Genomic DNA, 19896 nt, shown 5'->3' with positions numbered 1-19896 from the left:
AAAGACTATGGGGTCGCCTACGACACTGCGATCAAGATCGTCGCCGAGATCGGTAAGGCGGCGGTCGAGCTGGAACATCGGCCGGACATCGACATCAGGTGGGATCGGCTGCGAGTCTCCACGACGACGCATACAGCCGGAGATGTGGTGACCGAACTCGACTTCCTGCTCATCGCTCGGATAGAGGCGATCGCTGGATCGTACGGAGTGAGGTAGATCGAAGTTGCGGCGGGGCCAGGTGAATGGACTCGTCGGCTTTGCCGAACGCCTCGGGATAGCCGTCTGAAATTTAGGAATCCGACCTTGATAGTTAACCCTTCCGCGTTTACCATTCTGTGTTTCGGCGATTCCAATACCTTCGGCCAGCCCTCCGAAAAGCGCGGCCGATGGCCGATCGATGTGCGCTGGACCGGACGGTTGCAGCAGTTATTGGGTACCGAGTACGCCATTATCGAGGAAGGCCTTGGCGGTCGTACCACCGACCTCGACGACCCCGATCGTGATGACCGCAACGGCCGCACATACTTTCAGCCATGCTTGCGCAGCCATTCACCATTGGACATGGTGGTCATCATGCTGGGGAACAACGACCTCAAAACCAAGTTCGGTCGAGAAACAGAAGCCGTCGCCACCGCGCTCGAAGGGTACATCGATAACGTTGAGCGCACTGCTTGGACCCGCACCGGTGGAGTGCCGGCAATACTGCTTGTCAGTCCGATTCATATCGATGCAGACCAGCCGGCGTTTGCCGAGCAAAGTTCCGAATACGACGTTGACTCCGCGCGGAAGTCACGCGAACTAGCCGCGGCGATATGCCGTGTCGCTCACAAGCGCTGCGCTTTGTTCGTGGACGCGGCGACCGTCGCGTGTGCTGGGGTCGATGGTGCGCATCTGAGCCGTGATTCACACGAACCCCTTGCAAGACTGATTGCCCGGGAGATAGATCGAAATGATCAAGTCCGGGCCCGACCGCGCATCCTGTAGAACGTGGTCACATGACTCCTGTGCCTGCACTGCTAAATGACAGCGAGATCGCCAGCCGTCTTGAAGCTCTGCCCGGTTGGCAGCGCGTCGGCGACGAGGCTGACACCACCTCGCTGTTTCGGTCCAGGTAGACCACATCATGGGGACCCGTCAGCTGCCCTCACTGGGGTATGTGCCTTATCTTAGCGATAGCAAGTTTGAATCCGAACCCTCCTGAAATAACTGATTGACCATGGATTCGCAGTGCGGCGCGGGAGAAGAAATACATCTCGTCCTTGAGGTTTCCTAGTTTGCTGGTTGCAATCGCGTAAACTACCGTCCAGTCGGACGGTCTTCCGAACTCCGCTGTGGGATCAAGTTCTCGAAGCTTTGACATCACCGCATTGCGGTATTTGACGTCAAGCATTAGCATCCGTGCTGATACCTGGCCCTGTTGGAATAGGTGGCTCATCTTGTCTGAGCCGTCCATTCGTTTTACGCAGATTAGCAACTTGTCGCGTGTCAGTGCGTCGCATATCTCGATCTTTGAACCTGGCTGCGGGTAGTAAAAATCTCGGTCAAGGTGTATAGCGTCATTGCGTGATTCGACCAGCCAGCGATTATAACGCTCTTCTCCGTACTTTCCTTCAATCCCTCTGTCGATCAGGAATTTATCATCCCAATCTGGCAGCTGCAGATCATTAGTTAGATCAGTTACGTTGTCACGCATGAACTAATTGACCAGGCTTACGTAATCGTCGTTTATCCGGAACCAGGACCCGGCCGTAAGTGCATAGTCTTGGATTTTCCCATCGAAATCGCCGCGGTGAAAACCAACGGTGTAGTTCCGGAGATCATCACGTCCCCCCACCATCTCGCCGCTAATGTCCAGCGCAGTTATTTTGGTTTTGGTCAAGGGCGCCGTCCAGCCCTTGATTTTATCGAGTGCCTTGTATACCTCTTCGGTCGACAGTTCTGATGCATGATACTTGGCATTGCCCCGGGAGATGATGAAGGAGTCGGCAATCAAGCTTGACTCGTCTGGGACAGCGAATCCCGCCTCCGGGTCTCTGGCGCGCATCGACTCGGTTATTGCGTTGTCCAGCTCTTCGAGCTTGCGTTTGTCAGTTTCGCGGCGGAAATAGTTGAGGAAGGGGAACTGTTGCTGGTAGTCGTCGGATTCGTGCAGCGCGAGCGCTGTCGCGAGTATTCCGGATAGCTGGCTAAATGAGAAGTCTTGGATGTTCAAGAGGAGGGAGTCGGCTCCACTGGCTGTCTTTGCAAAACCGTCTGTCTGTACCTCGCCGCCGATCTTCCGGATCCATTCTTCGTCTACGAGCAGGCCGAGGGCAGACATCTCATTAGGGAGAGGCAACCTGCTTAAGGCGTTTCGTCGACCTTTGCCCAAGCCACGAGCGTCAGCCAGGCTAACTCGGCTCGGGTCGATGCAGCTTGCGGCTACGCGCAACCCAAAGTCACGCTCAAGGAGTTCCTGGTCAATGGCGTGGAACCCGGTGCCGAAAGTGACGGCGAAGACTCGGTCAAAAGCTTGGATGAGTAGCACCGCTCCAGGAGTGCGGCCGGAGATGGATTCCTGGTCACCTGGATCGGCGAGGATAGTGCCAATCGCGCTCGACCAGCGAGTAGGTTTAGTCTCTCCAGGGTATACGAATAGGCGCCATAGCAGCCCTTCCTCGGCGGGTATGAGTGGTCGCTCGCCGAACTTCTCAGGGTTTCTAAGACAGGCTTCAGTTAAATCTGTATCGCGGCGAAGAAGGTACAGGGTAATTCGCATCTACTGTGCCTCTCGGGTGAGATAGTTCGGCGGGATAGCAGTTAGTTGATGGCAGCGCTGTGTAAAATGGTAATTCGGTAGGGCTCATAGAGCCTTTGTGGCTGAGAGGGCGGAGAAGTGAGCGTGGGCTAGTTGCATGTCGTGTTCGCGGTCTACGCCTTTGATGGGTTCCTCGTAGGTGATGTGGTCGACGGTTAGGTCGGAGGTGGGGAGGCTGGCCTTTTTGCGGTATTCGGAGGCGAGTTTGGTGGGGAGTTGGAGGCAGTTGGCGTCGTAGAGGATTTCGCGTTCGTATTTTGTAGGACAGGGAATTGAGTGCGGTAGATGGTGAGGAGTTCTTCGGCGGTGATGCCGAGTATGACCGCGACGATGGCGTCGATTTTCACCAAGGCCTGTCGACGGTCGGTGGGATTGCGGAGGGGGTGTGCCAGGTCCATTCATTTTCTACCGCGCCGAGTTTCGTCTTTTCGTGGTGGTTGGTGCCGATGTCGGGGACCCAGGAATCCTGCTGCCACTGGTCTGTGTACAACTCCTCCCACGGTGCGGCGTATTGGCGGAGCAGGCAGTTAAGACGGAGGGCCAGATAGGGTTCCAAGGGGTGGTTCTGGGGGAACGGGATCTGTAGCCCGGTCGACGGCTTGATGTGGGCGTTGCCGATAACCTTGATCATGAAGTCGACGACAAGGGAGTGGCTGATCCCGGCGAGTTGGACGAGGGCGCGATTGTTTCCTGGCAGGGTCAGTGAGTGGACGGCGTGCACATGTGTCGGTCCAGGTGGCAGTAGTGCGGACTGCAAGGTAGGGACTGTCGCGATGTCGCGCATCTCGCGCCAGGCGAGGCGGAAGTAGTTCGAGCTGGGTTCGTCGTTCCACTTCGGGTAGGCGGCCAGGTAGTCGGGGAGGGGGCGGGCGACCTGGTAGTTGGTTCTCGGGATGAAGGTTTCCGGGATCGGCTCGAGGTCGATGGCGGTGTAGTCCACGTTGCTGCGCATCGTGGGGTTGCCCTGCTGATAGATCGGGGTGGCGACGGTGAAGTGTGGGCCCTGGAGGATGGTCTCCTGCCAGGTTGTGGGGATTGCCGAGCGGGATTCGAAGTAGCCGAGCTTGCGGTCGGTCGTCTCGTTCCAACCGAAAGTCCAGTCGAACTTGATGTCACCGAGTTGGGGTGCGGCGGCGTCCTTGTCGAGTACTGCGGCGTTTGCCTGGTTGACCGGGTACAGCATGCGTGCGGTATCGGCGGGCGTGCCGGGCTCGTCGACAAGCGCAGCCCAGGCGGCGAGCTCGGTTTCGGTCACTTCGATGATGCGTTCCGGGTGGGGACGTACGTCCCAGTTGCCTTCAGGGTCTTTCACACCGGGTGCGATAGCAGCGGTGGCGCGGCGAAGCCCCTGAGCGCGAGCCTCGGTGAAGTGACTCTCCGGATGAATGAGGGAGATGATGCCCTTCGCGCCTGCGGATCGCCACGTGCGTTCCATGAAGCACCGATACAGATCCGGCTGCAATCCGGTGAGGATGGGGCGGTCGACGCTGGAGCCGAGGTGCGCGGTCTGTGCGGCCTGGGCGGCGCGCTCGTCGCGGAAAACCTGACGGACCGCTGGAACTGCCAGCGCTTCTTCGGCTTTCCGTCGTTTCTCCGCCTCTGACGGCTTGTGTGCCGGCTGCCACCACGGATCGTACTCGGCCGGCACTCCGGCCTCGTCCCAGTCCGGTCGCACCCACGGCAGGTTACCGACCTGAAGATCGAAACCACCGCGCGCGAAGACCGGCGCGAAGACCAATTCCCAACTGGTTTCCTGCGCGGCGACCACGGCGTGTTCTCCTCGATGGGCACGGCCGAGGTGTTACCGGCCGGACGGGTAGGCGGTGAGGATGCCCAAGTGGGCATCGACTCGAGCGCTTATCGGCATTGCGCTTCACTATGTTTCAGCCCGCGTGGAGTTACCGGCAGGCCGCTATGCCGGCAGGGGAGAGCCTCCCGAGCCGGGTTCCGGTCGCTTTCGCGAGCGCTTCCAGGTCGTGGGCGCCGACCCGGCCGGCGATGGCGAGGGCGATATCGGCGGCCGCGGCGGCATCGGCTCCGGCCTGGTGATGGGTGGTCAGGCGGACACCAAGAGCTCTACTCACATCGGGCAATCTGTGCCGCGACAAATGCGGCAGGTGCTGTTGAGCCCAGCGGCGGGTGCAACCGTAGGTCCAGGTCGGAACGGGTATCCCGCTGTGACCGCAGGCTTGGGCCACCGCGTTCATATCGAAGGCCGCGTTGTGTGCGACGACAGGGAGCCCGTCGATCACCGTGAGCGCCGCGCTCAGTTGCTGAGCGAAACCCGGCTGCCCGGCCACCATGGCGGCGGTGATGCCGTGGATCGCGACATTGCGGGGGTGGAAGCTGTGCACCGGCTCGGGTGGGCGGCAGAGCCACGAGTGGGTGCCCACCCGGGCACCGTTGCGCACGATCGCGATACCGATGGCGCAGATGCTGCCGTACTTGGGGTTGGCGATTTCGACGTCGAAGGCGGCGAAGTTCAGTGTGCTGGTCACCGGACTGCTTTCAGTGGAAGGGGACGGGGACGTTCCCCGCCGAACGGGATGAGGGGTTTACGGGAGAGGCGGAGCTTCTCGAACTCGGGCCGGCTGTCGGCGAGCCCGGCGTAACCGCGGGCCATGCGCCGGTCGGCCGGGAGAGACCGAGGCCGGGACCGGTGTGTACATGCCAGATCCCGAGCCGGTCGTCGCAGCGGCCGAGTACCGCCAGCGTGGTGTTCAACGGTTCGGCCTTCATCTCATCGCACCGCGACCCGGACGCCGCCGGAGAACATCGAATCGTGGAACTCCAGCGCCGCGGGCCGGGTGCCGACGGGGACGTCGAAGGCGAGGATCACCGAGAACTTGTTGCCGGGGTTGATATCGGTGTAGACGTCGTCGTTCAGGTAGATCTCGGCTTCGGTGTCGTTGGTGAACTCGCGGCCCTGGGCGTCGATGAGTTTCTGGTTGCCGCCGGAGTAGGACTGCGGCCGGTCGCTGGTGTTGGTGACGTCGATGCGCACGAGGACGAACTCGCCCTGCGCGGTGGTGCCGAGGAAATCGTTGCCCACCGATTTCACCGGCGGGTCGACCTGTGTGACGACGAACGCGAACTTGCCGTCACGCACTTCCGACCCGGCGGGTGCGATCTCTTCGCCGCTGTCCGATGGGGGTCCGGCGACGACGCTGGTGCTGCTCGGGTTGTCGGCGTTGTCGGCGCTGGTGGCGATGATGCCGGCGCAACCGCCGCACAGCAGGATGAAGAAGCCGAGAACACCGAGGACGATCCAGAGGGCGGTGCGGCTCTTGCGCGGCGGTTGCGGGTGGGGGAGGGGGTACTGGGGGTTGGTCATCCGACCGGGCTCCTTGATTCGGAATGATTCGGGCGTGCGTGTTCCGCCCCGGCGGCGTGTGCCGCGGGGTCTGGTGTAGTCGGTTGGAGTGAGGCCGGGCCGCTCATGGATCGCGGCCCGGCGGGTGCGGCTAGGAGATTCCGTCGAAGCTGCCGGTGGCCATGAGTGTCAGCAGGTGCAGCGGGATCTCGCCGTGGGGTACCACCGACAGCCGGTATCGGCCGTTGTTGAGGCGGTCGCAGAGCACGACCGCGCCGGTGACAGGGCCGTATGCGGCTTTGTCGGCGTTACAGGCCCATTCGGCGTCGTAGCCGGAGTAGTGGCGGATGTGGGTTTCGGCGTTGGCCGTTCCGGCGCCGAGCCCGACCGCGAGCGCGGTGGCCGCACCCGCGGCGAGGATGGAAGTGGCGATACGAGTAGGTATGGACACGCGGTCTCCTGGATTCAGGACACCGGCTCGGGGCCGGTGGCGGGATTGCTGTCGTTGCGGGCCTGGCTGGTGAGGTGCCAACCCGCGCATTTCGGGCATCGGTAGGCCCGCTGCTCCCGTCTTCTGGGGTTGTCGTGGTCGATGCCGGCCAGTACGAGCTCGGCGGTTTCCGGGTCGAAGTAGCGGATCTTCCCGGTGGCCGGGCAGCGGCTGCGCCGGGGGAGAGGCGGCAGTGAACGGAGGTCGTCGCCGTGCCGTAACCGCAGCGGCCGATGTCCGCGGGCGGCCAGGCGGCGCCGGTAGCCCTTGTCGCGGCCGGGGCGCATGAGCTGGTCGCGGTGATCGGACATGGCGGGACTCCTTGTAAGACAAGAGGTTTCGGAGCTGAAGACCGGCGACCGCGTGGTGTCGCCGTGTGCAGTGAACGTTAGACGAATCATTCCGCTGTGGCAAGTGAAAACATTGTCAATCAGCACAACAGGTGTTGACACGTGTGTGCTGAACGCTAAGGTTGACGCTTGACGATAGGAGGCGTATGTCCGACACCGCGTCACTGGTCACCGCCGCGGAGATTTCCCGGTTGGCCGGTGTCACCCGAGCGACCGTCAGCAACTGGCGCAGACGGCATCCGGACTTCCCGTCTCCGGCGGGCGGCAGCGAATCGCGGCCGGTCTTCGATCTGGGCGATGTGCGCGAGTGGTTGCGCGAGCACGGCATCGAATCCGCGGAATCTCCACTGCGAAACCTGCAAACGGTGCTGCGTGCGCACGTGGAACCGCGGGAAATCCCGCGCCTACTGGCAACACTGTCGCCGAATGCCGCCACCCTCGCGGACCCGATGAGCGAGGGGGAGCCATCCGAGGTCCTGGCCGCGATGTGGGCCGCCATGGAGGACGCCGGCATGGGAGCGACCGTCGAGGCGCTGGCGGAGCGTGGGCTCGAGGAGAGTCCGACCACCGGTGTCTACGTGACCCCGGACGAGGTCGCCGAGCTGATGGCCGAGTTGGCACGCGCCACCGGAGTCGCCGTCGACAGAGTGCTGGATCCGGCGTGCGGAAGCGGTGCCCTGCTCGCCGCAGTGGCCCGGCTCGGCGCCCGCGAATGCTTCGCACAGGACATCCTGCCCGTGCAGGCGCAGCGGGCGGCGCTCAATATCTCGCTGCGCGCACGGGCCGTGCACGTGGACCCCCGAGCGGGCGACAGTCTCCTCGCAGACGCCTTCCCCGGCCTCGAAGTGGATGCCGTGCTCTGCAATCCGCCCAACCTGCAACGTGATTGGGGCGCCGACGAACTCGCCCTCGACCCCCGCTGGAACTACGGGGTGCCGCCGCGCGGCGAATCCGAACTGGCGTGGGTGCAGCACGCTCTCGCGCATCTGCGGCCCGGCGGGGTCGCGGTGCTGTTGCTCCCGCCCGCCGTCGCGTTCCGCAGTGCCGGCCGCCGTATCCGGGGGGAGTTGTTGCGGCAGGGCGCGTTACGCGCGGTGATCGGTCTCCCCGCCGGTGCCGCGCCACCGCGTCAACTCGGCCTGCACATCTGGGTGCTGCGCAACCCCGCCACGCGGGACGCCGGAGCCGATGAGGTGCTGTTCGTGGACGCCGCCCGGCTCGATTCGGCGGATGAACAGGGCGGTCCGAATGCTCTGCGGAAGGTGAGCGAAACGGTGCTCGCCGCGTGGCGGGCATTCGACCGTAGCGATTCGGGCGCACCACCCGATGTAGCGGCTGTGGTGCGTGTGATGGACGTCCTGGACGAGGACGTAGACCTGACTCCGGGACGTTATGTCCGGGCTGCGGTGGACGCCGACCGCACCGCCGATGCCGTGGCCGAGGGGTTGGCGGCACTGGAGGCCGAAATCGACGATCTGTGCGCGGTCTTCGACGATCTGCCGGGATTCCGGGGCGTCGGGGAACGCGCCTGGCGCACCGCGACCGTCGCCGACCTCGCCAAGGGCGGCGCACTGCAAGTGCATCTGCCCCGGCCCCGCCGGGAGGAGAGCGAAACCTCGGTGGATCCCCACCTCGGCAAGGCCATCCTGACCATCCGCGACCTCCTCTCCGGTGGTGAGCCCTCCGGCTCGGTCGGAAGCGGCGGCTCGGCCTCGTCGATGGTCATCGAACCCGGCGACGTGGTGATGCCGCTGCTACGCGGTATGCGTGAGGAGCATCCCGGCGCGCGCGTCGCGGGCAGCGCGGAGGCGGGCGCCCTGCTCGGCACGAACCTTTTCCTGCTGCGACCCACCCCCGGCCGCCTGGACCCGTGGTTCCTGGCCGGTTTCGTCGCCGCTCCCGAGAACATCGCCGCTGGCACCGTCGGCGCGACCACGGTCCGCGTGGTCCCCAGCCGTCTCCGCATCCCTCTCCTCCCGCCGGCCCAGCAGCAGCGCTACGGTGCGATGTTCCGGCAACTGCACCGATTACGCGCCTCGGCCCGCCGCACCGACCGCTCCGCGGCGCGACTCGCCGCACTGATCGGTACCGGCCTCGCCGCCGGCGCCCTCGAACCACACGATCCACCCGCCGACGACGCGCGGACCACCTCCGGGAAAGGTAGGAAGTGAACACCAACAAGCACACCGAACTGGCCAACCACGCCTGGTCGGTCGCCGACCTGCTGCGTGGGGACTACAAGCAGTCCGATTACGGCAAAGTGATCCTGCCGTTCACGGTGCTGCGCCGGCTCGAGTGCGTCCTGGAACCCACGCGGGAAAAGGTGGCGGCGAAGGCGGCGGAACTGGCCGATGTCGATATCGACCTCGACCCATTCCTGCGCGACGCCGCCGGCACCGAGTTCTACAACGTCACCGACCTCACCCTCAAGAAGGTCCTCGGCGACCCCTCGCACGCCATGAAGAACCTCCTCACCTATATCGGCGGGTTCTCCCCGAACGCCCGCGAGGTGCTGGAGAAATACGAATTCGCCCAACAGGTGAAACGACTCGACAGCGCGGACCTGCTGTACAAGGTGGTGGGCAAGTTCGCCGATCTGGACCTGCACCCCGAGCGGGTCTCCAACCACAATATGGGCTACGTGTTCGAGGAACTGATCCGGCGCTTCGCCGAACAGTCCAACGAAACCGCCGGTGAGCACTTCACCCCGCGTGAGGTGATCGAGCTGATGGTGAACCTGCTCATCGCCCCCGACGAGGAACTGATCGGACGGCCCGGCGTCACCCGCCGCGTCCTCGACCCCGCCTGCGGCACCGGCGGCATGCTGAGCTCGGCCGAGGAACACATCAAAAGCCTCAACCCACAAGCCCGGGTGGAGGTGTACGGGCAGGAACTCAACCCCGAATCCTGGGCGATCTGCCGCTCCGACCTGATGATCAAGGGCCAGAACCCCGACAATATCGTTTTCGGTAACTCGTTCAGCGACCCCGGGCACAAGGACATCCGCGCCGACTACCTGCTCGCCAACCCGCCGTTCGGGGTGGAGTGGAAGAAGGTCAAGGAACAGGTCGAATGGGAGCACAAGCACCTCGGTGACGCTGGTCGTTTCGGGGCGGGACTGCCGCGTATCAACGACGGCTCCCTGCTGTTCCTACAGCACATGATCAGCAAGATGAAACCGGAATCGTCCGGGGGGAGCCGGGTCGCCATCGTCTTCAACGGGTCACCGTTGTTCACGGGTGCGGCGGAATCCGGGGAGTCGAATATACGCAAATGGATCATCGAGAACGACTGGCTGGAAGCGATTGTCGCGCTGCCGGATCAGCTGTTCTACAACACCGGAATCTCCACCTACTTCTGGATTCTCACCAACCGGAAGTCCCCGGAACAGCGGGGCAAGGTGGTACTGCTCGACGCTCGCGACTACTGGCAGAAGATGCGTAAATCGTTGGGCGACAAACGCAAGATGATCACGCCGGAACAGATCGCGGAACTCACCCGCATCTACCGCGACGCCCTCGATATCGCCGCCGACCCGGACCACCCGGCGCACGGCAAAGTGAAAGTCTTCGCCAACAACGACTTCGGATACCGGCGCATCACCGTCGAACGGCCGCTGCGCTTGCGCTTCGAGCTCACGGAGGAGGCCCTGGACAAACTCGCCTCGGCCGCGCCGGTCCGCAAGGCGTACACCGATCCCGACGACTTCCGGAAACTGCTCCAGCCGCTGGTCGGCTCGGTGTGGCAGGCGAAAACGGAGGCCATCACGGCATTGAAGGACGCGGTGGTCGGTGCCGGCGAACCCTGGCCCACCGGGGCGCCGTTCGCCAAACTGCTGCGCGACGCGCTCGGTGTGCGCGACCCGGAAGGCGAACCGCAACTGATCAAGGGCGAACCGGAACCCGACCCGGAACTCCGCGACTACGAAAACGTTCCGCTGGACGAGGACGTCGAGGAATACCTTGCCCGGGAGGTGCTCCCGCACGTGCCGGACGCGTGGATCGATCACAGCAAGACGAAGATCGGATACGAGATTCCGTTCACCCGGCACTTCTACGTCTACACCCCACCCCGTCCGTTGGCGGAGATCGACGCAGAGTTGAAGGCACTGGAGGCGGAGATTCAGGCGCTGCTGGGGGAGGTCACCCAGTGAGCTCATCGGTTGGTCTACCGGCGGACTGGGAACGGACACGTCTCGACCGTGTTGCCACGGTTAATGCCCGAATTGGCTGGAAGGCGCTTACTGCATCCGAGTACCAACCGGAGGGGTATGCATTCCTCGCCACCCCGAACATTAAGTCAAGGGAAATCGATTTCTCGAATGTTAATTATATCAGCGAGTTTCGCTATGAAGAATCGCCAGAATTGAAACTCCGTTCCGGTGATATCCTGCTCGCCAAAGACGGAAACACCCTCGGCATCGTAAACATTGTCCGCGATCTTCCCCGTCCAGCCACAGTAAATGGCTCGATCGCGGTTATTAGGGCGCATTCGATGAGACCCGAGTATCTTAGATACGTTATCGCGAGCGATTTGGTACAGGGAGAGATCGGCGCCTTGAAGGGAGGAATGGGCGTTCCGCACCTATTCCAGTGGGACATCAAGCGATTGAGGTTGTCTTGTCCTCCGATGGAGGAGCAGCGCCGCATCGCCGACTTCCTCGACGCCGAAACCTCCCTAATCGACCGGATGGTGGATAGGCAAGAGTCTCTGCTACAACTCTTGGCCGAACGTATTCGCGCTCACAGAGATTCTATGGTTAACAGGCTCGCCGCTAAGTGCGGGGAAGTCAGCCTCCGTCGATTCGTCACGAGAATTGAGCAAGGGGCCAGTCCGCAATGTGATTCGAATCCTCGTGTGGATGAATCACAGTGGGCGGTTCTTAAGTTGAGCGCGGTCAAACGCGGTAACTTCCACCCTGAAGAGAACAAGCTTCTCCCGCCGGAGATTGAGCCAGCTGTACCTTTTCAGGTTCGTGATGGTGATCTTCTGGTAACTCGTGCCAACACTCCGAATCTGGTTGGTGATGTCGCGGTCGTGACCGGCGATTGTAAGCGCCTATTATTGCCTGATCTGATCTATCGCGTAACGCTGGCCAATGGCTTTGACTCCCGATTCGTTGCTGAGGTCGCGCTGAGTGGACGGGTGCGGGCGTTCATCGAAGCTTCTGCACGTGGTACTTCGCAATCCATGGTGAAACTCCGAGGCGAAGACATTCGGTCGTGGCCGTTGCCTCTTGCCGGGCCTAAGGAGCAGCGTGAGTTGGTAACGGAACTCAGCGACAGTGCTGCTCATACCCAGCGGCTGTGCGATGCGGTCAACTTCAAACTGCGTCTGCTTGCTGAACGGCGCCAGGCTCTCATCACCGCCGCTGTAACCGGCCAGTTCGACATCTCCACCGCTTCAGGCAGAAACACCACCCAGGGGGTATAGCTCCGATGAGCCCGGTCCACCACGAACTCACCTTCGGCGACGCCATTGTCGCCTCCATGCTGGAATCCGGTTGGCGTCAAGGCAATCCGCACGAGTATCGCGCGGAGTTGAGTGTGGACGCGGGCGAGTTGTTCGGTTTCATCGGCGCCACGCAGCGGGAGGAATGGGAGGAGCTGCGCACCTATTACGGCAATGACCCCGATGACGCCCAACGCGGATTCCTGAAGGTGCTCGACCAGCAGTTGAGCACCAAGGGCTTGATCGAGGTGTTGCGGTCGGGGGTGAAGGATCACGGGGTCAAGATCCGGCTCGCGTACTTCAAACCGAATCTCGTCACCTCCGACGCCGCTCTCGACGGCTACCGCGCGAACCGTCTCACCGTGGTCCGTGAACTGCCCTACGCCACCAAGCTCGCCGACAAGGGCAACCGCCTCGACCTGGCCTTACTGCTGAACGGTATCCCCGTCGCGACCGCCGAGCTGAAGAACCCGCTCACCGGTCAGACCGTGGAGGACGCCAAGAAGCAGTACCGCGAGGAACGCGACCCGAGCGAGCTGATCTTCCGGCAGCGGGTGGTCGCGAACTTCGCCGTCGACCCGCATCTGGTGTTCGTCACCACCCAGTTGCGGGGCAAGCACACCCGCTTCCTGCCCTTCAACACCGGTTCGGAGGGGCCGGGGCAGCCCGGCGGCGCCGGCAATCCGACGCCGACCGAGCCGGGCAAGTACGCGACCTCGTATCTGTGGGAGCGGATCTGGCAGCCGGACAACTGGCTGGACCTGATGGAACGCTTCGTTCACACGCACACGTCCAAGGGACCGGCCGGGAAATCGACCCGCACCACCATCTTCCCCCGCTACCCCCAGTGGGATGTGGTCAAGAAACTCACCGCGCACGCCGCGAGACACGGTGCGGGCCATAACTATCTGGTGATGGCCTCGGCGGGGTCGGGCAAGTCGAACACCATCGGCTGGCTCGCGCACCGCCTCACCGACCTGCACACCCCCACCGACCCCGACCAACTCGACCCCCAGGCGCGGGCGGCGGGTCTGAAACCGGGCACCCCGGTGTTCGACAAGGTCATCATCATCACCGACCGCCGCAACCTCAACGCCCAGCTTCAGGACACCGTGGGCGGGTTCGAGCGGGTGCAAGGCCTGGTGGTGGAGATCGACGAGAAGCGGGGCGCGAAGGCCCGCCAGCTCGCCGACGCCCTGTCCAAGGAATCGGGCAAGATCATCCCCATCACCTTGCAAACCTTCCCGGCGCTGCTGGATTTCCTGAAACGCGAACCCGCCGAACTGCTCGGCGGCCGGTTCGCCGTGATCGTCGACGAGGCGCATTCCTCGCAGTCCGGTGACGCGGCCGCCGCGGTGCGGGCGGCGCTGCGCGACCTGGGCCTGGACACCGACGACGAGGACGCGGGCGCGGTGGAACTCACCCTCGACGAACGGCTGAAACGCAAGGCGCGGGCGCGCGGCCACGCGAAGAACCTGTCGTATTTCGCGTTCACCGCCACCCCGAAGGCGAAGACCCTGGAAGCCTTCGGCACCCTGGAGGGCGACCACTACCGGCCGTTCCACACCTATTCCATGCGTCAGGCCATCGAGGAGGGTTTCATCCTCGACCCGCTGCGCAACTACACCACCTACAAAACCTTCTACCGCCTGGTCAACGAGAACCCCGACGACCGGAAAGTGCCCGAGTCGAAGGCGAAAACGCTGCTGGCCCGGTTCGCCGCCACCCACCCGTCCACCGTGCACCAGCAGGCGCAGGTGATCGTGGAGCATTTCATCACCCATACCCGGCCTCGGCTCGGCGGCCGGGCCAAGGCCATGGTGGTCACCGACTCGCGTAAGAGCGCGGTTGCCATGACCCGCGCGATCCGCGAATACCTCGACATCAACGAGTATGCCGCCCGTTACCCGGACGTCGGCGTGCTCGTCGCGTTCTCCGGCAGCCTCGACTACGACGACGAGGAAACCAGCGAGGAGAAGGAGAACGGGGGACTCAAGGAAAGCGAACTGCCCGCGGCGTTCGCCTACACCCGCGCCGACGATATCGCCACCCGCTCCGGCGGTAAGGGGCAGCGGGAATACCGGATCCTGGTGGTGGCGGAGAAATACCAGACCGGGTTCGACCAGCCGCTGCTCACCACGATGTACGTCAACAAGTCGCTGAAGGGTATCGCGGCGGTGCAGACACTGTCCCGGCTCAACCGCACCCACGAACGCAAGAGCCAGGAAGACCTGGTGGTCCTCGACTTCGTCAACGACGGCGACAAGATCCAGGATTCGTTCCGGCCCTACTACGAGCTGGCCGAAGCCATGCCCACGGACCCGAACCTGCTCTACCTCGCCCAGGACAAGGTGCTGGTGCCGCCGATCCTGCTACAACACGAGATGCGGGCCTTCGCCGACGCCTACACGAAAGCCGAGGAGAAGGCCGGCGGATCGGCGAGCGCATGGCAGAAGCTACACGCCGACCTCTACGTGCACCTCGCACCGGCGGTGAACCGTTTCGCCGAACTTCTGCACAGCGACGACGAAGACGACAACGATACCGCCGAAGCGTTCCGTTCGGATCTGCGCGATTACGTCCGCAAATACGGGTTCCTCGCCCAGATCGTGCCGTACCGCGATATCGACCTCGAGGCGCTACACCTCTACAGCAAGCATCTGCTGAACGTGCTGCCGCGGGTGTCGGACGGCGGGGTCGATATCGGCGAGGTCGACCTGAGCTACCTGCGGGTCCAGAAGATGGGTGACCAGGACATCAGCCTCACCCCGGAGGGCGCGCAAACCCTGCCCGGTTTCGGTGACGGCACCGGGGGAGCGCAGGAACCGGAGAAATCTCTGCTCTCGGAACTGATCTCGCAGTTCAACGAGAAGTTCGGGGCGGAACTGACCGAAGCGGACCTCATCAAACCCCTACAGGAGACGGTCGACGACCCAGGAGTGCAGCTCGCCGGTGTCGCGAACCAGAACGAGGAGGACTTCATGGGGAAGTTCGCCGAAGTCTTCGAGAAGAAGATGGTGGAGAACTTCGCCACCCAGCAGAATCTCGGCCGCCGCTACTTCAGCAAATCCGATCCCGCGTTCAAGGAAACCCTGAACAAACAACTCGGTCGCGCTGCGTGGCGGATGATCAGACGGCAACATGGCATCGGCGGGGCGGCCTGACCGCGCGCGGGCCGCGCCATCCGCAGCGACGTACAGCAGGGGACGATATGGGGAAACTGATCGCCGGCCGCTACGAGCTGACCCAGCAGATCAGCTCCGGCGGGATGGGCTCGGTGTGGCAGGGCTACGACAGCGTGCTCGACCGGCCCGTCGCGGTCAAACAGATCCGGGTGGACCAGGTGGACACCGGCGAAGTGGCGGCGGAGTTCGCCGAACGCTTCCGCCGGGAAGCCCGGGTCACGGCGCGTATCCGCCACCACGGGGTACCGCAGGTGTTCGATGCCGGATTGGACATTTCGTTCGAACACGTCTACCTGGTGATGGAGTTGATCGACGGTGTGCAGCTGCTCGATTACATCGACCCGGGCGCCGGCTTGCCGCTGTCCTGGGTGGCCTCGGTCGGCGCGCAGATCGCGACCGTGCTCTCCCACGCGCACGCCCTGCCGGTAGTGCATCGCGACCTGAAACCCGCCAACGTGCTCATCACCCGCGACGGTTCGGTGAAGGTGATCGACTTCGGCATCGCCGCGATCCTCGACCAGAGTGCGCGCAAACTCACCAGGACCGGACAGTCCATCGGCACGCTGCGGTATATGGCGCCGGAAGCGATGCACGGCTACAAACTGACCCCGCGGGCCGACCTGTACTCACTGGGGTGCCTGCTCCACGAGATGGTCAGCGGTGTCCCCGTTTTCGACAGCGATTCTCCCTACCTCGTGCAGCAGGCGCATATGGAGGACCCGCCGGTACCGCTGCGCGAACTCCGGCCCGAGATTCCGGCGGAGTTCGAACGGCTGGTCCTGGACCTGCTCGAGAAAGAACCGCAGCGCCGGCCGTCCGACGCATACACCGTCTACGAACGCCTGTTGCCGTTCCTGCCCGGTCCGGGCGCGAACGTCGAGCCGGGCGAGGTGTACCTACCCGGCCTGCCCGACCCCACCCGGGTCTTCCGGCGTCCGAACGCGCCACTGGAAACCACGCAGGTCGAGCCGACACGCGCACACGGCATCACCGCCGAACCCACCGCACCTCTGACCGCTCAACACCTCGATTCCGCGCTGAACAACGCGCGTCGCCGGTACGACGAACTCCTCGGGGCCGAACGCTTCGCGCAAGCCGCCGACGCCCTGGCAGCCGTACTCGACAACGCGGCCGAGGCACGCGGGCTGGACAGCCCCGATGTCCTCGCGCTGCGCCGAGATATGGCGGCGGCCTGGGCGCTCGGCGGTGAAAGCCGTCGGGCACGGACAGAACTGGAGTCCCTGGCCGAGGCATACCGCCGCGTCGAAGGCAGGTTCAGCGAGTCGGCCTGGGAGGCACGCGCGATCGCCGCCCGGTGCCAAATGGACCTCGGAGATATCGACGGCGGACTGACCACCATGCGCGGCGTACTCGCCGAAGTCGTCGCGGCGGACAGCGACAGCTGTGAACTCGCCCTCGAAATGCGCCGCGACCTCGCCGAGATCCTGGCCGGGATCGGTAATCACGCCGGAGCGCTGGAACTGCTCGAGACGCTGTACACCGACCTGTGCGTACTACGCGGCACGGACGATCCGATGACCCGCGAAGTCGACGACCTACGGAACGAGCTGTCATCGGAAACTGCCAAGGGTGACCGATAACCGCTGCAATGAAATCGGTTGGGAAGCCGGCGCGCCCATGGCGCTCGTCCCGCGGTGTTACTCCGAACTCCACACGATTCGAACGGAACAAGCCTTGAGCACCCTACATATCAGCCAGGTAGCCGCACATATTCAACGCCACATCGGTCCGCATCTCGATGTGGATGATGTCAAGCAGATCAAAGGCAATGTCGGTACCGCTACGCTCACCCGTGGTCTGGCAGCGTTGGCTATACAGATGCTCACGGATTTCAGGCCGGAGCAAGCTGCCGCGTGCGTGATCGATGGGTTCCAGGACAACGGGATCGATGCCATCGCCGTAGATAACGATCAGAATCGGATCGTTATCGTGCAGTCGAAGTGGCATGCGGAGGGCCGCCGCTCGATCAATCAGGGCGAGTCTCTCAAGTTGGTAAACGGCGCGAGAGACCTGTTCAGTCAGAAGTTCCACTACTTCAACGAGCGGACACAGGATCTGAGGAAGGCGATCGGGGAGGCGCTGAACAACCCAGAGGTCCGAATTACGATCGCCATAGCGACTACCGGACCCGCTGTGCTGCCCGCCGATGTGCAGCGGCCGCTCCAAGGGCTACTGGCCGAGGTCAATGGAGCAGACGATCTGGACGATTTGGTCGACTTGAAAGTACTGGGGTTGGCGGCCTTTCACGGCTTCCTGACCGAGCGCACCTCGACCAAGAAGGTCGACCTCGACTTGCACCTCTCGGAGTGGGGATCGGTGCAGACCCCGTATCAGGCCTACTATGGCCTGGTACCGGCAGTGGAGATAGCCGGCTGGTACGACACCCACCACGAGCGGCTGTTCGACGGCAACATTCGTAATGCCCTCGGGCGGACAGCAGTCAACGAGGCGCTGGTGACCACCCTCCGTCAAGAACCCCATCACTTCTGGTACTTCAACAACGGGATCACCGTGCTGGCAGAGCGTATCGGTCGCGCGGCCCGTGACAGCCACAGCAGGACCAATGGACTTTTCCGGCTCTTCGGCGCCACCGTTGTCAACGGTGCGCAGACCGCAGCCGGCATTCACGCCGTGATGCAGGAGGACGAGACGCTGCTGGAAGATGCCGAAATCTGGATCCGAGTCATCGGTTTGGAGGGTTGTCCGGACGGCTTCGCTTCGTCGGTCACCAGGGCAACCAATACGCAGAATGGCGTGGACGCCCGAGATTTCATTGCGCTGGATCCGCACCAAGACCGAATCCGGGCTCAGTTGCGTCTTCAGTTCGACAAAAGCTACGGCCTGAAGAGAAGCGCTGAACCGGTTACCGGGGACGACGGCTGCGATGTGGAGGAAGCGGCGATAGCCCTGGCATGCTCACATGCCGACCCGGCGTACGCCGTTGACGCCAAACGCCAGGTCAGTTTGCTCTGGGCTTCCGCGGAGGACCATATCTACCGGGAGTTGTTCCCGAGTAATCTCGACATCGCAAAAATGTGGAACAGTGTTCTGGCGCTTCGTATGGTCGACGACGAGCTTACGCGTATGCGAGGTGTACTCGACGACGATCGTGCAACGGGCGTGCTCGTGCACGGAAACCGTTTGATCGCACACCTGGTCTTGTCCCGGCTAAGTGCGTCGATTCTCGGAGACCCCGAGGCCGAGATAGCCGGTCTGCTGAAGCCGGTTGCCGGACTGACTCGAGAGTTGAGCATGCTGCTCAGGCAGGCTGTCGATGAACATTGCCCTGGCGTCTTCCTGGCACCGCTGTTCAAAAATCACTCGAAATGCCGCGAGTTGGTAACTGCGACGCTGAGCCGATACACCGGTGAACCCGCTGAGCTGTTCGACACGGCACCGTTTGCACGATCCGAGACAAAGCCTGCAGCGGCCAAGCGCAACCATAAAGCCCGCAATGTCAAGGGCGGTCGCACGCGGCGCAAACCGGATGCTGTCAAGGTGATTCAGGGCGCGGGGGGCTTGGAGGAAGGTACCCTGCTCGAGTTTCGACCAGATACCAAGCGTGAGAAAGACCTGCTGGTTCCGTGGATCGAAGAGAAGCCTGTCCGAGGCAGGGCCAAGTGGACCAATGAACATCCTGCGGTCAATCCGCTCGTATGGGAGGCGGACGGCAAACGTTATTCTCCGAGCAACCTGGTCATCACCATGATGATCGAGGCCGGATATCCGGCGCCCTCCGGGGTCCGTGGTACGACGCGGTGGACGGTGGACAAGGACGAAACGCTCTCGGATATCGCCGAGCGGATCGCCGAGGACGAAGCCGACAGCAGTACCACCACCAACAATGAGGCGAGCGATCAGTGACCTTCAGCGAGCCGGAATATTCGGATCAGTGCTTCAGGAACACGAGTCGGTCGCCGTAGCCAAAGGTATGCTGGCGTCGGATAAAGTGATGCGCTGCAGTGAGGCGTCATGAGCCATACCCGTAAAGGGTTTGGTAGATGACCGTTGATCACAGGTCGGGGCGGTGTCATTCGTGCGTGGTCTGCTGTCGTCGCAGAACCGTTCTGGCCAGTTCGGCGGGCGTTGCCGTGGTTGTGTCGACACTCGTGTCGTAGGTATATCCGTGCTCGTGGACTGTGCGGGAGTGGCCTCGCGCCAATCCGGTCGGATGTCCGCGAGCCAGTTCCCGCTGCTCGGCGACGGCCAGTGGGCAGGTGACGCGGACCAGTTGAACATCCAGGCCGGTCAGTGCGTCCATCCAGATCGGCAGCAGATCCGGGGTCAGT

General features: G+C 63.1%; 14 protein-coding genes and 1 pseudogene. 8 read left to right on the top strand and 7 right to left on the bottom strand.

Features of this window, described 5'->3' with window-relative positions; all coding sequences use genetic code 11:
* Positions 1-216 (top strand): 4a-hydroxytetrahydrobiopterin dehydratase (locus ON20_RS27550; RefSeq protein ID WP_040840383.1); only part of this gene is annotated, 216 nt, incomplete at its 5' end.
* An 87-nt stretch (positions 217-303) separates the two neighbouring features.
* Positions 304-984 carry a GDSL-type esterase/lipase family protein gene (locus ON20_RS27545; protein WP_051163478.1) on the top strand — a complete coding sequence of 227 codons (681 nt, stop codon included), beginning with the start codon at positions 304-306 and terminating at the stop codon, positions 982-984.
* A 160-nt stretch (positions 985-1144) separates the two neighbouring features.
* Here the strand turns inward: ON20_RS27545 and ON20_RS27540 are convergent.
* From ON20_RS27540 to ON20_RS27515, 6 genes and pseudogenes are all read right to left on the bottom strand, one after another.
* A pseudogene (locus tag ON20_RS27540) lies at positions 1145-2758 on the bottom strand (DUF6119 family protein).
* Between the two features lie 382 nt (positions 2759-3140).
* Positions 3141-4565, bottom strand: a complete 1425-nt coding sequence (locus ON20_RS27535) for a hypothetical protein (protein ID WP_051163476.1) — start codon at positions 4563-4565, stop codon at positions 3141-3143.
* Between the two features lie 130 nt (positions 4566-4695).
* Complete coding sequence (locus ON20_RS27530) at positions 4696-5295, bottom strand: exonuclease domain-containing protein (protein WP_051163474.1); 600 nt, start codon at positions 5293-5295, stop codon at positions 4696-4698.
* Positions 5296-5537: 242 nt separating this feature from the next.
* A complete protein-coding gene (locus ON20_RS27525) occupies positions 5538-6131 on the bottom strand; it encodes a DUF4352 domain-containing protein (protein ID WP_040840379.1) in 594 nt (197 codons plus the stop codon).
* Between the two features lie 130 nt (positions 6132-6261).
* Positions 6262-6561 (bottom strand): hypothetical protein, encoded by a 300-nt coding sequence (locus ON20_RS27520; RefSeq protein ID WP_040840377.1) that lies wholly within the window; start codon positions 6559-6561, stop codon positions 6262-6264.
* A 14-nt stretch (positions 6562-6575) separates the two neighbouring features.
* Positions 6576-6911, bottom strand: a complete 336-nt coding sequence (locus tag ON20_RS27515; protein WP_040840376.1) for a hypothetical protein — start codon at positions 6909-6911, stop codon at positions 6576-6578.
* A 185-nt stretch (positions 6912-7096) separates the two neighbouring features.
* Here ON20_RS27515 and ON20_RS27510 point away from each other — a divergent pair, with 185 nt between their 5' ends.
* The 6 genes from ON20_RS27510 to ON20_RS27485 are packed head-to-tail and all read left to right on the top strand — an operon-like array spanning position 7097 to position 19471.
* Positions 7097-9121, top strand: coding sequence for an N-6 DNA methylase (locus tag ON20_RS27510; RefSeq protein ID WP_040840374.1), 2025 nt, complete (start codon positions 7097-7099; stop codon positions 9119-9121).
* Positions 9118-11103: a type I restriction-modification system subunit M gene (locus ON20_RS27505; RefSeq protein WP_040840372.1), complete on the top strand. Its 1986-nt coding sequence runs from the start codon at positions 9118-9120 to the stop codon at positions 11101-11103. Before ON20_RS27510 ends, ON20_RS27505 begins: the two co-directional genes overlap by 4 nt.
* A complete protein-coding gene (locus ON20_RS27500) occupies positions 11100-12383 on the top strand; it encodes a restriction endonuclease subunit S (protein ID WP_083865341.1) in 1284 nt (427 codons plus the stop codon). Before ON20_RS27505 ends, ON20_RS27500 begins: the two co-directional genes overlap by 4 nt.
* A gap of 5 nt (positions 12384-12388) precedes the next feature.
* Positions 12389-15565 (top strand): type I restriction endonuclease subunit R, encoded by a 3177-nt coding sequence (locus ON20_RS27495; RefSeq protein ID WP_040840370.1) that lies wholly within the window; start codon positions 12389-12391, stop codon positions 15563-15565.
* Between the two features lie 47 nt (positions 15566-15612).
* Positions 15613-17187, top strand: coding sequence for a serine/threonine-protein kinase (locus ON20_RS27490; protein WP_040840368.1), 1575 nt, complete (start codon positions 15613-15615; stop codon positions 17185-17187).
* The gene (locus ON20_RS27485; protein WP_051163471.1) at positions 17177-19471 is read left to right on the top strand and encodes an AIPR family protein; all 2295 of its coding nucleotides are present in this window, start codon (positions 17177-17179) and stop codon (positions 19469-19471) included. The genes ON20_RS27490 and ON20_RS27485 overlap by 11 nt, the downstream gene beginning before the upstream one ends.
* Before the next feature lie 166 nt (positions 19472-19637).
* Here the strand turns inward: ON20_RS27485 and ON20_RS27480 are convergent.
* Positions 19638-19896 (bottom strand): phosphotransferase-like protein (locus ON20_RS27480; RefSeq protein WP_040840366.1); only part of this gene is annotated, 259 nt, incomplete at its 5' end.

The organism is Nocardia brevicatena NBRC 12119 (assembly GCF_000308495.1).
Classification (GTDB): Bacteria; Actinomycetota; Actinomycetes; order Mycobacteriales; family Mycobacteriaceae; genus Nocardia; species Nocardia brevicatena.
The sequence above is the reverse complement of the archived record's forward strand: the minus strand, read 5'-3'. Positions and strand labels throughout refer to the sequence as shown.